This is a genomic window from Pseudomonas sp. NPDC086581 (genome assembly GCF_044746165.1).
Lineage (GTDB): Bacteria > Pseudomonadota > Gammaproteobacteria > Pseudomonadales > Pseudomonadaceae > Pseudomonas.
Genome location: NZ_JBIVBR010000008.1, coordinates 159,351 through 171,648, shown reverse-complemented (window position 1 = coordinate 171,648; position 12,298 = coordinate 159,351). Strand labels below are relative to the sequence as shown.

At 64.0% G+C, this 12,298-nt stretch carries 12 protein-coding genes; all 12 read left to right on the top strand.

All coding sequences use genetic code 11. The features are described 5' to 3' along the window. Positions 1-227 precede the first annotated feature (227 nt). The 12 genes from ccoN (at position 228) to ACIPK7_RS17460 (ending at position 12,266) form a co-directional block, all read left to right on the top strand. Positions 228-1,670, top strand: a complete 1,443-nt coding sequence (gene ccoN / locus ACIPK7_RS17515; protein ID WP_401089165.1) for a cytochrome-c oxidase, cbb3-type subunit I — start codon at positions 228-230, stop codon at positions 1,668-1,670. Continuing rightward, on the top strand, positions 1,670-2,278 hold the full coding sequence (gene ccoO, locus ACIPK7_RS17510) for a cytochrome-c oxidase, cbb3-type subunit II (protein ID WP_017516817.1): 609 nt from the start codon (positions 1,670-1,672) through the stop codon (positions 2,276-2,278). The genes ccoN and ccoO overlap by 1 nt, the downstream gene beginning before the upstream one ends. Positions 2,279-2,283: 5 nt before the next feature. Next, positions 2,284-2,475 (top strand): CcoQ/FixQ family Cbb3-type cytochrome c oxidase assembly chaperone, encoded by a 192-nt coding sequence (locus tag ACIPK7_RS17505; RefSeq protein ID WP_024763940.1) that lies wholly within the window; start codon positions 2,284-2,286, stop codon positions 2,473-2,475. After that, positions 2,472-3,437 carry a cytochrome-c oxidase, cbb3-type subunit III gene (ccoP, locus tag ACIPK7_RS17500; protein WP_081518549.1) on the top strand — a complete coding sequence of 322 codons (966 nt, stop codon included), beginning with the start codon at positions 2,472-2,474 and terminating at the stop codon, positions 3,435-3,437. The genes ACIPK7_RS17505 and ccoP overlap by 4 nt, the downstream gene beginning before the upstream one ends. A gap of 210 nt (positions 3,438-3,647) precedes the next feature. Next, on the top strand, positions 3,648-5,063 hold the full coding sequence (gene ccoG, locus ACIPK7_RS17495; RefSeq protein WP_401089163.1) for a cytochrome c oxidase accessory protein CcoG: 1,416 nt from the start codon (positions 3,648-3,650) through the stop codon (positions 5,061-5,063). Between the two features lie 129 nt (positions 5,064-5,192). Beyond that, the gene (locus ACIPK7_RS17490) at positions 5,193-5,738 is read left to right on the top strand and encodes a FixH family protein (protein ID WP_192432935.1); all 546 of its coding nucleotides are present in this window, start codon (positions 5,193-5,195) and stop codon (positions 5,736-5,738) included. After that, positions 5,735-8,212, top strand: coding sequence for a heavy metal translocating P-type ATPase (locus ACIPK7_RS17485; RefSeq protein WP_401089161.1), 2,478 nt, complete (start codon positions 5,735-5,737; stop codon positions 8,210-8,212). Before ACIPK7_RS17490 ends, ACIPK7_RS17485 begins: the two co-directional genes overlap by 4 nt. A 1-nt stretch (position 8,213) precedes the next feature. Continuing rightward, a complete protein-coding gene (gene ccoS, locus ACIPK7_RS17480; protein ID WP_192432933.1) occupies positions 8,214-8,435 on the top strand; it encodes a cbb3-type cytochrome oxidase assembly protein CcoS in 222 nt (73 codons plus the stop codon). Beyond that, positions 8,428-9,153 carry a sulfite exporter TauE/SafE family protein gene (locus ACIPK7_RS17475; protein ID WP_401089159.1) on the top strand — a complete coding sequence of 242 codons (726 nt, stop codon included), beginning with the start codon at positions 8,428-8,430 and terminating at the stop codon, positions 9,151-9,153. Before ccoS ends, ACIPK7_RS17475 begins: the two co-directional genes overlap by 8 nt. A 72-nt stretch (positions 9,154-9,225) precedes the next feature. After that, positions 9,226-10,608, top strand: a complete 1,383-nt coding sequence (gene hemN, locus ACIPK7_RS17470; protein ID WP_192432931.1) for an oxygen-independent coproporphyrinogen III oxidase — start codon at positions 9,226-9,228, stop codon at positions 10,606-10,608. A 258-nt stretch (positions 10,609-10,866) separates the two neighbouring features. Then, positions 10,867-11,601: a transcriptional regulator Anr gene (gene anr / locus ACIPK7_RS17465; protein ID WP_017516826.1), complete on the top strand. Its 735-nt coding sequence runs from the start codon at positions 10,867-10,869 to the stop codon at positions 11,599-11,601. 116 nt (positions 11,602-11,717) lie between these two features. Further along, positions 11,718-12,266 carry an adenine phosphoribosyltransferase gene (locus ACIPK7_RS17460; protein ID WP_192432930.1) on the top strand — a complete coding sequence of 183 codons (549 nt, stop codon included), beginning with the start codon at positions 11,718-11,720 and terminating at the stop codon, positions 12,264-12,266. The last annotated feature ends 32 nt before the right edge of the window (positions 12,267-12,298 follow it).

Genomic DNA, 12,298 nt, shown 5'->3' with positions numbered 1-12,298 from the left:
CGTCTAAGCTGGATTCCATTCGCAAACCTGCAATACGACTAACCTGACCCACTTTCCAGGTTGGTACGTGCGACCCGAAACAGGCGCAAACAGCGGCGCAAAGCGCTTCGGAGCAGGCGTCGAACCGGCACCGCGCCAAGGCTTGGCGCGTTGCAATGGCCACCTGCTTTCTCCATACTTGCCGCCGTTTTTTTGTCCATAAAATCCAAAAACCGTGGAACCTTAGAATGAGCACAGCAATCAGTCCGACTGCTTATAACTATAAGGTCGTCCGCCAGTTCGCCATCATGACGGTGGTCTGGGGGATACTTGGAATGGGGGTGGGTGTTTACATCGCCTCACAGTTGGTTTGGCCCCAGTTGAACCTGGACCTTCCCTGGACCAGTTTCGGGCGCCTGCGTCCGCTGCACACCAACCTGGTGATCTTCGCCTTCGGCGGCTGTGCTCTCTTCGCAACTTCCTACTACGTCGTACAGCGCACCTGTCAGACCCGCCTGGTCTCTGACAGCCTCGCAGCCTTCACCTTCTGGGGTTGGCAAGCGGTAATCGTGCTGGCCGGCATCACCCTGCCGCTGGGCTACACCTCCTCCAAGGAGTACGCCGAGCTGGAATGGCCGATCGACATCCTGCTGGCCATCGTCTGGGTCACCTACGCACTGGTGTTCTTCGGCACTGTGATGAAGCGCAAGACCAAGCACATCTACGTGGGCAACTGGTTCTACGGCGCGTTCATCCTCGTCACCGCCATGCTGCACATCGTCAACAGCGCGGAACTGCCGGTCACCTGGTTCAAGTCCTACTCGGTCTACGCCGGCGCCACCGACGCGATGATCCAGTGGTGGTACGGCCACAACGCCGTCGGCTTCTTCCTGACCACTGGCTTCCTCGGCATGATGTATTACTTCGTTCCGAAGCAGGCCGAGCGTCCGATCTACTCCTATCGCCTGTCCATCGTGCACTTCTGGGCGCTGATCACCCTGTACATCTGGGCCGGTCCGCACCACCTGCACTACACCGCCCTGCCGGACTGGGCCCAGTCCCTGGGCATGGTGATGTCCCTGATCCTGCTGGCTCCTAGCTGGGGTGGCATGATCAACGGCATGATGACCCTGTCCGGCGCCTGGCATAAGCTGCGCACCGACCCGATCCTGCGCTTCCTGGTGGTTTCCCTGGCCTTCTACGGCATGTCCACCTTCGAAGGCCCGATGATGGCCATCAAGACCGTCAACTCCCTGTCGCACTACACCGACTGGACCATCGGCCACGTACACGCCGGCGCTCTGGGCTGGGTTGCGATGATCTCCATCGGCTCCCTGTACCACCTGATTCCGAAGGTCTTCGGCCGCGAGCAGATGCAGAGTGTTGGTCTGATCAACGCCCACTTCTGGCTGGCTACCATCGGTACTGTGCTGTACATCGCCTCGATGTGGGTCAACGGCATCACCCAGGGCCTGATGTGGCGCGCGATCAACGCCGACGGCACCCTCACCTACTCCTTCGTGGAAGCCCTGCAGGCCAGCCACCCGGGCTTCATCGTCCGTGCTCTGGGCGGCGCCTTCTTCGCCTCCGGCATGCTGCTGATGGCCTACAACACCTTCCGTACTGTGCGCGGTTTCAAACAGGCTGACGCCGATGCCGCTGCCCAGATCCCCGCTGTAGGAGCTCACTGATGAAGCACGAAGTAGTCGAGAAGAACATCGGCCTTCTGGCCTTCTTCATGGTCATTGCGGTGAGCATCGGCGGTCTGACCCAGATCGTTCCGCTGTTCTTCCAGGACGTGACCAACAAGCCGGTCGAAGGCATGAAGCCGCGCACCGCGCTGGAACTCGAAGGCCGTGACATCTACATCCGCGAAGGCTGCGTAGGCTGCCACTCGCAGATGGTCCGTCCGTTCCGCGCCGAAACCGAGCGCTACGGCCATTACTCCGTCGCCGGCGAAAGCGTCTGGGATCACCCGTTCCTGTGGGGTTCCAAGCGTACCGGCCCGGACCTGGCCCGCGTCGGCGGCCGCTACTCGGACGACTGGCACCGCGCGCACCTGTACAACCCGCGCAACGTAGTGCCGGAATCGAAGATGCCCTCCTACCCCTGGCTGGTGGAGAACAAGCTCGACGGCAAGGACACGGCGAAGAAAATGGAAGCCCTGCGCACCCTGGGCGTGCCTTACACCGACGAAGACATCGCCGGTGCCCGTGATGCCGTCAAAGGCAAGACCGAGATGGACGCTGTCGTCGCCTACCTGCAAGGCCTCGGCACCATCATCAAGAGCAAACGGTGACAGTGATGGATATCGGGACCATTCGCGGTATCGGCACTGTAGTAGTGATGGTCGCCTTCGTCGGCGTCCTGCTCTGGGCCTATGGCGGCAAACGCAAGGAGCGCTTCGACGAAGACGCCCTGCTGCCCTTCGCGGATGACCCGGTCGCCAAAAAGCACGTCGAGCAAGAGCAAGCTTCTAGGAGCAACAAAGAATGACAACCTTCTGGAGTCTGTACGTCACCGTACTTACCCTGGGCACCATCTTCGCCCTGGCGTGGCTGCTGTTCGCCACCCGTCGCGGTCAGCGCAACGAAGCCACCGATGAAACCGTCGGCCATGCCTTCGATGGCATCGAGGAGTACGACAACCCGCTGCCGAAATGGTGGTTCATGCTGTTCGTGGCCACCTTCATCTTCGCCCTCGGCTACCTGGTCCTGTACCCGGGGCTGGGCAACTGGAAGGGCCTGCTCCCGGGCTACCAGGACAAGGCCGAATTCGCCAACGGCGAACAAGGCTGGACCGGTGTACACCAGTGGGAAAAGGAAATGGCCAAGGCCGATGAGAAGTACGGCCCGCTGTACGCCAAGTTCGGCGCCATGCCGATCGAGGAAGTGGCCAAGGACGAGCAGGCCCTGAAAATGGGTAACCGCCTGTTCGCTTCCAACTGCTCCGTCTGCCACGGTTCCGACGCCAAGGGTGCCCACGGCTTCCCGAACCTCACCGACGCCGACTGGCGTTGGGGCGGCGAGCCGAAGGACATCATCGCCACCATCGAAGGCGGTCGCCACGCGGCCATGCCGGCCTGGGGCGAAGTCATCGGCGACCAGGGTGTCCACGACGTCGCTGCCTTCGTCACCACCAAGCTGGACGGCCGCAAGCTGCCCGAAGGCGTGACTGACGAACAGGTCGCCAATGGCCAGAAGATCTTCTCTACCAACTGCGTGGCTTGCCACGGCGCCGAAGGCAAAGGCACCGCCGCCATGGGCGCGCCGAACCTGACCCACCCGGCTGCGTTCATCTACGGCTCGAGCTTCGCTCAGCTGCAGCAGACCATCCGCTACGGCCGTCAGGGCCAGATGCCGGCTCAGCTGGAGCGTCTGGGCAAAGACCAGGTTCACCTGCTCGCTGCCTACGTGTACAGCCTGTCCCATGGCGAAGGTGAGAAGAGCGCCGAATAAGCCTCTCTTTCCTACACCCATTGCGACACCCCGCGGCGCCGGTTTCTACACCGGCGCCGCTCTATTTCTGGGTCCATAATTCCTTGCGCGACCAACTGTCGCACGGTTGCAACACCCACCACGCCGTATCATTGTTAGGCGTGCAAGCATATTTCTGACCCTCTCGGCATGTATCGACAGGGCGCCCTCCCGCTGCCGTGGAATGCACTGATGAGCAAACAGATTCCGGTCCAGGACGTCACCCCGCCCACCAAGGGCAAGGGTGAAAGCGTCGACCTTTATGCCTCCCGGGAAAAGATCTACACCCGAGCCTTTACCGGGTTCTTCCGCAACCTCCGCATGGCCGGGGGCGCCCTCCTCTTCCTCCTCTATTTCGGCACCGTGTGGCTGACTTGGAACGGTCGCCAGGCGGTTCTCTGGGACCTGCCCGAGCGCAAGTTCTACATCTTCGGCGCGACCTTCTGGCCGCAGGACTTCATCCTTCTCTCGGGCCTGTTGATCATCAGCGCCTTCGGCCTGTTCTTCATCACCGTGTTCGCCGGCCGCGTCTGGTGCGGCTACACCTGCCCGCAGAGCGTATGGACCTGGATCTTCATGTGGTGCGAGAAAGTCACCGAGGGTGACCGCAACCAGCGCATGAAGCTCGACAAGGCGGGCTTCAGCAGCAATAAGCTGCTGCGCAAGATCGCCAAGCACAGCCTCTGGCTGCTGATCGGCCTGGTGACCGGCCTGACCTTCGTAGGCTACTTCGCCCCAATGCGCGAGCTGTTGAGCGATCTGGTCACCGGCCAGGCAGACGGCTGGGCCTACTTCTGGGTCGGCTTCTTCACCCTCGCCACCTACGGCAACGCCGGCTGGCTGCGTGAGCAGGTGTGCATCTACATGTGCCCCTACGCGCGCTTCCAGAGCGTGATGTTCGACAAGGACACCCTGATCGTCTCCTACGACCCGCGTCGTGGCGAGAAACGCGGCCCGCGCAAGAAAACCGTCGACTACAAGGCCCAGGGCCTGGGCGACTGCATCGACTGCACCATGTGCGTACAGGTGTGCCCGACCGGCATCGATATCCGCGACGGCCTGCAGATCGAGTGCATCGGCTGCGCTGCGTGCATCGACGCCTGCGACAGCATCATGGACAAGATGAACTATCCGCGCGGCCTGATCAGCTACACCACCGAACACAACCTGTCCGGGCAGAAGACCCATCTGGTGCGCCCGCGCCTGATCGGTTACGCCATCGCCCTGTGCATCATGATCGGCCTGCTGATCACGGCCATCATCCTGCGCCCGCTGGTCGGCTTCGACGTCAGCAAGGACCGCGTGCTCTACCGCGAGAACGCAGAAGGCCGCATCGAGAACGTGTACAGCCTGAAGGTCATGAACAAGGACCAGAAGGACCATACCTACGTGCTCAGCGCCAAGGGCATGGACGGCCTGATCCTGGAAGGCAAGAAGGAAATCTCGGTTGCCGCCGGGGACATCTTCACCATGCCGGTGGAACTGTCCATCGATCCGGAGAAGCTGCCCTCCACCACCAACGAGATCAGCTTCACCATCCAGTCGGTGGACGCCCCTTCCATCAGCAAGGAATCCACCAGCCGCTTCATCGGCCCGCGCGTTCGTTGAACCAACGCTGAACGAATTGGCACCCCATGTTGCGCATGGGGTGCCAGTACCGAACGAAGCACGTAGAATTTCGCCCGCCCCTTCACCGGGCAGCGCCCCTGCGGCACTGCCAGCGAGAGAAAAAAGACCATGCAATCGGCCATGAAAACGCCCGTGGAACCCTGGTACAAGCACCTCTGGCCGTGGATCATCATCGCCATGCTGGCTACCTCTATCGCCCTCAGCCTGACGATGGTCAACATCGCCGTGAATAATCAGGACTCCCTGGTCAGCGACAACTATTACGAGGCCGGCAAGGGCATCAACCGCTCCCTCGACCGCGAGCACCTGGCCCAGGAACTCAAGCTGCGCGCCAAGCTCAGCTTCGACGAGCTGACCGGCGAAGTGGACCTGCGCCTAACCGGCGACAGCCGTCCGACCACGCTCACCCTGAACCTGCTCTCCCCCACCCTGGAATCGCAGGACAAGCACCTCGTGCTGCGCGCCAGCCCCGCCGAGCCGGGCCGCTACACCGCCAGCCTCGACTCCGCCGTAAAAGGTCGCCGTTTCGTCGAGCTGCTCGGCGAAGAGAACGGCAAGACCTGGCGTCTGTTCGAGGAAGAGAAAGTCGCCCCCGGCGGCTCCTTCGACCTCGGCGACGAGCCCCTCAGCGGAGATGAAGCCGAGCGCCCATGAGCGCCGCGCTGCTCTGTTACCACTGCGCGCTGCCGGTTCCACCCGGCAGCCGTTTCGTTGCGCCCGTCCTGGGCGAGCCCCGCGAATTCTGCTGCCCCGGCTGCCAGGCCGTGGCCGAGGCCATCGTCGCCGGCGGCCTGGAAGGCTATTACCGCCACCGCACTGAAGCCGCGCCCAACCCTGATGCCCTACCCGAACAGCTCGCCGATGAGCTGAAGCTGTTCGACCGCCCCGACGTGCAGCAGCCCTTCGTCCAGCACATGGGCGAACTGGCCGAGACCACCTTGATCATGGAAGGCATCAGCTGCGCCGCCTGCGGCTGGCTGATCGAAAAGCACCTCAAGGGCCTGCCTGCCGTCGCCGAGGCCGGCCTCAACCTGTCCAACCATCGCCTGCATGTGCGCTGGTCCGACAGCGAGCTTCCGCTGAGCGAACTGCTCGCCGAACTGCGCAAGATCGGCTACGCCGCCCACCCGTTCCAACCGGACCGCGCCGCCGAGCAGTTGCACCAGGAAAACCGCAAGTCCCTGCGCCAACTGGGCGTCGCCGGCCTGCTGTGGTTCCAGGCAATGATGGCGACCATGGCCACCTGGCCGGAATTCAACATCGACCTGAGCCCCGAGTTGCACGAAATCCTGCGCTGGGTGGCGATGTTCCTCACCACGCCCATCGTCTTCTACTCCTGCCAGCCGTTCTTCCGCGGTGCCGTACGCGACCTGCGCACCCGCCACCTGACCATGGATGTCTCAGTGTCCCTGGCCATCGGCGGCGCCTACCTGGCTGGCATCTGGACCGCCGTCACCGGCCATGGCGACCTGTACTTCGATGCCGTCGGCATGTTCGCTCTGTTCCTGCTCGCCGGCCGCTACCTCGAACGTCGTGCCCGCGAGCGCACCGCGGCAGCCACCGCGCAGCTGGTCAACCTGCTGCCGGCGTCCTGCCTGCGCCTGGATGACAGCGGCCAGAGCAGCCGCGTACTGCTCAGCGAATTGAAAATCGACGACCGCGTTCTGGTGCAACCCGGCGCGGTGATCCCTGCCGACGGCCTGATCCTCGAGGGCCAGTCCAGCGTCGATGAATCCCTGCTCACCGGCGAATACCTGCCGCAGGCGCGCCAGAGCGGCGACAGCGTCACCGGCGGCACCCTCAACGTCGAAGGTCCGCTGACCGTGCAGGTCAAGGCACTGGGTGGCGACAGCCGGCTGTCCGCCATCGTCCGCCTGCTGGAACGCGCCCAGTCGGACAAACCGCGCCTCGCCGAGCTGGCCGACAAGGCCGCGCAATGGTTCCTCATCGCCCTGCTGGTGCTCGCCGCCGTCGTCGGCCTGTTCTGGTGGCAGCACGACGCTTCCCGCGCCTTCTGGGTGGTCCTGGCGATGCTGGTAGCGACCTGCCCCTGCGCACTGTCCCTGGCCACGCCGACCGCGCTGACCGCCGCCACCGGCAGCCTGCACAAGCTCGGCCTGCTGGTGACCCGCGGCCACGTGCTGGAAGGGCTGAACCACATCGACACGGTGATCTTCGACAAGACCGGCACCCTCACCGAAGGCCGCCTGACGCTCCGCGCGGTCCGGCCACTGGGCGCACTGAACAGTGATGCCTGCCTGGCCCTGGCCGCCGCGCTGGAGAACCGCTCCGAACACCCCATCGCCCGCGCCTTCGGCCGCGCACCGCAGCCTGCCGAGAATGTCGAGAGCCATCCCGGCCTGGGCCTGGAAGGCCTTGTGGGCGAGCACCACCTACGCATCGGCGAGCCCTCGTTCGTCTGCGCCCTGAGCAACAGCGAAGCGCTACTGCACCCGCAAGAGCCCGGTCAGTGGCTGCTGCTGGGCGATGAAAGGGGAGCATTGGCCTGGCTGGTGCTGGACGACCGCATCCGCGACGACGCCGCCGACCTGCTCGAAGCCTGCCGCGCCCGCGGCTGGCGCACCCTGCTGTTGTCCGGCGACAGTTCGCCCATGGTCGGCCGCGTGGCCGCGGAACTGCGCATCGACGACTGCCGCGGCGGCCTGCGCCCGGACGACAAGCTCGAAGTGCTGCGGCAGCTGCATCAGGAAGGTCGCCGCGTACTGATGCTGGGCGACGGCGTGAACGACGTGCCGGTCCTGGCCGCCGCCGACATCAGCGTCGCCATGGGCTCGGCAACTGATCTCGCCAAAACCAGCGCCGACGCTGTGCTGCTGTCCAACCGCCTGGACAGCGTGGTGCAGGCATTCGCCCTGGCCCGCCGCACGCGCCGGGTCATCATCGAGAACCTGGTCTGGGCGGGGCTGTACAATGGGCTCATGTTGCCCTTCGCCGCTCTCGGCTGGATCACGCCCGTGTGGGCTGCGGTGGGCATGTCGATCAGTTCGCTGACCGTGGTGCTCAACGCCCTGCGCCTGACCCGGCTGCCCAAGGGCGCCGGCGCCCCGCCAGCGACCACCGCCCTGCCCGCGACATCACCGGCGGTGCAGGCGCTGCCACGGAGTTGAAATGCCCGCTCTCTACATCATGATTCCAGTCGCCGTGGTAATCGTCGGCATCTGCATCGCGATCTTCTTCTGGGCAGTGAACAGCGGCCAGTATGACGACATGGACGGGCCCGCCCACAGCATCCTGTTCGACGACGAAGACCCCAAGCACCAGGCCGGCATCGACGAAGCCGAGGGTGACGACTCGCACGCCAGCCACAAGCAGGACAAGCGCGATGCCTGAGCTGACGCCTCTGCTGGCGTCCGCCCTGATCCTGGGCCTGCTCGGAGGCGGCCACTGCCTGGGCATGTGCGGCGGCCTGATGGGCGCGCTGACCATGGCCATACCGCCGGAGCAGCGCGGCCGACGCCTGCGCCTACTACTGGCCTACAACCTCGGGCGCATCCTCAGTTACGCTTGCGCCGGCCTACTGCTCGGCCTCGCGGGCTGGGCCGTGGCGCGTACGCCGTTCGCCTCGGCACTGCGGGTGATCGCCGGCCTGCTGCTGATCGCCATGGGCCTGTACCTGGCTGGCTGGTGGAGCGGCCTGACCCGCATCGAAGCCCTGGGACGCGGCCTGTGGAAACACATCCAGCCCTTTGCTAGCCGCCTACTGCCGGTCGCTACGCTGCCGCGCGCGCTGCTGCTCGGCGCACTCTGGGGCTGGCTGCCCTGCGGCCTGGTCTACAGCACCCTTCTCTGGGCCACCAGCCAGGGCTCGGCGGTGGACAGCGCGTTACTGATGCTCGCCTTCGGCCTGGGCACCTGGCCAGTACTGCTCGCCACTGGGCTCGCCGCCGAACGCATCACCGCCGTGCTGCGCAAGCGCAGCGTGCGCATGGCTGGCGGTATCCTGGTGATCCTCTTCGGCCTGTGGACCCTCCCCGGCCCTCACCAGGCCTGGATCATGGGCCACGACATGCACGCCAGCGCCGATCTTCCCCACCATAAAGCCGCTTGATACAGGTCAACAGGCCTCTGTCGGACTCTCCCTAGACTGCGCAGGAAAAGCTCGCCACCGGGGAACATCGGCATGCTAGACAATATTCGCTGGGACGCAGATCTGATACGCCGATACGATCTGTCCGGCCCGCGCTACACCTCCTATCCCACAGCCGTGCAGTTCCACGAAGGAGTCGGACCCTTCGACCTGCTGCACGCGCTGCGTGATAGCCAAAAGGCCCAGCGCCCGCTCTCGCTCTACGTGCACGTCCCGTTCTGCGCGAACATCTGCTACTACTGCGCCTGCAACAAGGTCATCACCAAGGATCGTGGCCGCAGCGCCCCCTACCTCGCCCGTCTGATCCACGAAATCGAAATCGTCAGCCGTCACCTGGGTCGCCAGCAGCAAGTCGAGCAGTTGCACTTCGGCGGAGGTACCCCGACCTTCCTGAGCCCCGGCCAACTGCGGGAACTGATGGCGCAATTGCGCACCCACTTCCACTTCGTCGAGGGCGACTTCGGCGACTACGGCATCGAGATTGACCCGCGCGAGGCTGACTGGTCGACCATGGGCCTGCTCCGCGAACTGGGCTTCAACCGCGCCAGCATCGGCGTGCAGGACTTCAATCTGGACGTGCAGCAGGCTATCAACCGCCTGCAGAGCCTCGACGAGACCCGCGCCATCATCGATGCGGCGCGCACGCTGCAATTCCGCTCGATCAACATCGACCTGATCTACGGGCTGCCCCGGCAGACCCCGGATACCTTCGCACGCACTGTCGAGCAGGTTATCGCCCTGCAGCCCAACCGATTGTCCGTGTTCAACTACGCGCACCTCCCTGAGCGCTTCCCGCCGCAGCGGCGGATCAAGGCCGAGGACCTGCCCTCCCCCGGGCAGAAGCTGGAGATGCTGCAGCGCACCACCGAGCAACTGGAAGCCGCCGGCTACCGCTACATCGGAATGGACCACTTCGCACTGCCGGACGACGAACTGGCGATGGCCCAGGAAGACGGCACCCTGCAGCGCAACTTCCAGGGCTACACCACCCACGGGCACTGCGACCTGGTGGGCCTCGGGGTTTCCTCGATCAGTCAGATCGGCGATCTCTACTGCCAGAACAGTAACGATATCGTCGACTACCAGAACACCCTCGACCAGGGCCAGCTCGCCACCCGCCGCGGCCTGCACTGCAACAAGGACGACCTGATCCGTCGCGCGGTGATCCAGCAGCTGATCTGCCATTTCCAGCTGGACTTCGAGGACATCGAGGACCTCTACAACATCGACTTCCGCGGCTACTTCGCGGAAATCTGGGGCGACCTCGAACGCTTCGCCCGCGACGGCCTGATCACCCTCGGCCCGCGCGGTATCGATGTGAACGCTTCCGGCCGGTTGCTGGTGCGCTCGCTGTGCATGCTGTTCGATCGCTACCTGCCGATGCAGAACCTGCAACGCTTCTCGCGGGTCATCTGACCCGCGGGTTCCCTTCTGCGCGACCGACGGTACGGGGCCAACTGTCGCACCCATTGCTACAGGATATGTCTGTAGTCCTAATCTGTAGGAACAGCCCTGAACCGGCACTTTTCGAAAGGATTCGAGACCACTCCAACCCCTACGAAACCCTGATCCCCATCGCTGGAACCAGCGATTCAGACAGGTCGCCAGCTGGCGCGCGACTTGCGGTCTGCGGTACCCTTGGTTTTTGTGTGCCATCCCATTCAAGGAACACTCATGGCCGAAACCATCAAAGTGCGCGCCCTGCCCCAGGCGCACTGCAAGGATTGCAGCCTGGCTCCCCTCTGCCTGCCACTTTCGCTGAACCACAGCGACATGGACGCCCTCGATGAAATCGTCAAACGCGGTCGTCCGCTGAAGAAAGGCGAATTTCTGTTCCGCCAGGGCGATACCTTCGGCTCCGTCTTCGCGGTGCGCTCCGGCGCGCTGAAGACCTTCAGCATCACCGATGGCGGTGAAGAGCAGATCACCGGCTTCCACCTGCCCAGCGAGCTGGTCGGCCTGTCCGGCATGGACACCGAGAGCTACCCGGTATCGGCCCAGGCCCTGGAAACCACTTCGGTCTGCGAGATTCCCTTCGAACGTCTGGACGAGTTGTCCGAGCAACTGCCGCAGCTGCGCCGCCAGTTGCTGCGCGTGATGAGCCGCGAGATCCGCGACGACCAGCAGATGATGATGCTGCTGTCGAAGAAGACCGCCGACGAGCGCATCGCCACCTTCCTGGTGAACCTCTCTGCGCGCTTTCGCGCCCGTGGTTTCTCAGCCCAGCAGTTCCGCCTGGCCATGTCGCGCAACGAGATCGGCAACTACCTGGGCCTGGCGGTGGAAACCGTCTCCCGCGTGTTCACCCGCTTCCAGCAGAACGGCCTGATCGCCGCCGAAGGCAAGGAAGTTCACATCCTCGACTCTATCGAGCTGTGCGCACTGGCCGGCGGCCAGCTGGAAAGCTGAACCCACACGAAAGCTGACCTATTGGTTGACTTTCCGGTCATCGAAAACGGGCTCGCCGACTGGCGGGCCCGTTATACTTTGGCCTCTGCAAAAACCGCATCAGGTGCACATCCAGCATGATCCTCAATCAACTCGACCTGAAGTCCGTGATACGTGCCGTTCCCGACTTTCCCAAGCCCGGCGTCATGTTCCGCGACATCACCCCGCTGTTCCAGTCGCCGCGAGCCCTACGCTTCGTTGCCGACAGCTTCATCCAGCGCTACGTCGAGGCCGACTTCACCCACATCGGCGCGATGGATGCGCGCGGCTTCCTGATCGGCTCGATCATCGCCTACGAGCTGAACAAGCCTCTGGTGCTGTTCCGCAAGCGCGGCAAGCTGCCGGCCGACGTGCTGGCCCAATCCTACGAGACCGAGTACGGCGAAGCCCTGCTGGAAGTCCATGCCGACAGCCTGTGCGAAGGTGACAGCGTGCTGATCTTCGATGACCTGATCGCCACCGGCGGCACGCTGCTGGCCGCCGCCCAACTGGTACGCCGCATGGGCGCCAGCGTGTTCGAGGCCGCTGCAATCATCGACCTGCCGGAGCTGGGCGGTTCGACCAAGCTCAATGACGCGCAGATCCCCACTTACAGCCTGACTGCCTTTGCCCTCGACGAGCAGTAACAGACCTCTGTGGTAAAGAACGGGCGCTTCTG

What these genes read in the sequence shown, in the direction of transcription:
- ccoN (WP_401089165.1), top strand. Translation starts at nt 228, where the DNA reads ATGAGCACAGCAATCAGTCCGACTGCTTATAACTATAAGGTCGTCCGC.
- ccoO (WP_017516817.1), top strand. Translation starts at nt 1,670, where the DNA reads ATGAAGCACGAAGTAGTCGAGAAGAACATCGGCCTTCTGGCCTTCTTC.
- ACIPK7_RS17505 (WP_024763940.1), top strand. Translation starts at nt 2,284, where the DNA reads ATGGATATCGGGACCATTCGCGGTATCGGCACTGTAGTAGTGATGGTC.
- ccoP (WP_081518549.1), top strand. Translation starts at nt 2,472, where the DNA reads ATGACAACCTTCTGGAGTCTGTACGTCACCGTACTTACCCTGGGCACC.
- ccoG (WP_401089163.1), top strand. Translation starts at nt 3,648, where the DNA reads ATGAGCAAACAGATTCCGGTCCAGGACGTCACCCCGCCCACCAAGGGC.
- ACIPK7_RS17490 (WP_192432935.1), top strand. Translation starts at nt 5,193, where the DNA reads ATGCAATCGGCCATGAAAACGCCCGTGGAACCCTGGTACAAGCACCTC.
- ACIPK7_RS17485 (WP_401089161.1), top strand. Translation starts at nt 5,735, where the DNA reads ATGAGCGCCGCGCTGCTCTGTTACCACTGCGCGCTGCCGGTTCCACCC.
- ccoS (WP_192432933.1), top strand. Translation starts at nt 8,214, where the DNA reads ATGCCCGCTCTCTACATCATGATTCCAGTCGCCGTGGTAATCGTCGGC.
- ACIPK7_RS17475 (WP_401089159.1), top strand. Translation starts at nt 8,428, where the DNA reads ATGCCTGAGCTGACGCCTCTGCTGGCGTCCGCCCTGATCCTGGGCCTG.
- hemN (WP_192432931.1), top strand. Translation starts at nt 9,226, where the DNA reads ATGCTAGACAATATTCGCTGGGACGCAGATCTGATACGCCGATACGAT.
- anr (WP_017516826.1), top strand. Translation starts at nt 10,867, where the DNA reads ATGGCCGAAACCATCAAAGTGCGCGCCCTGCCCCAGGCGCACTGCAAG.
- ACIPK7_RS17460 (WP_192432930.1), top strand. Translation starts at nt 11,718, where the DNA reads ATGATCCTCAATCAACTCGACCTGAAGTCCGTGATACGTGCCGTTCCC.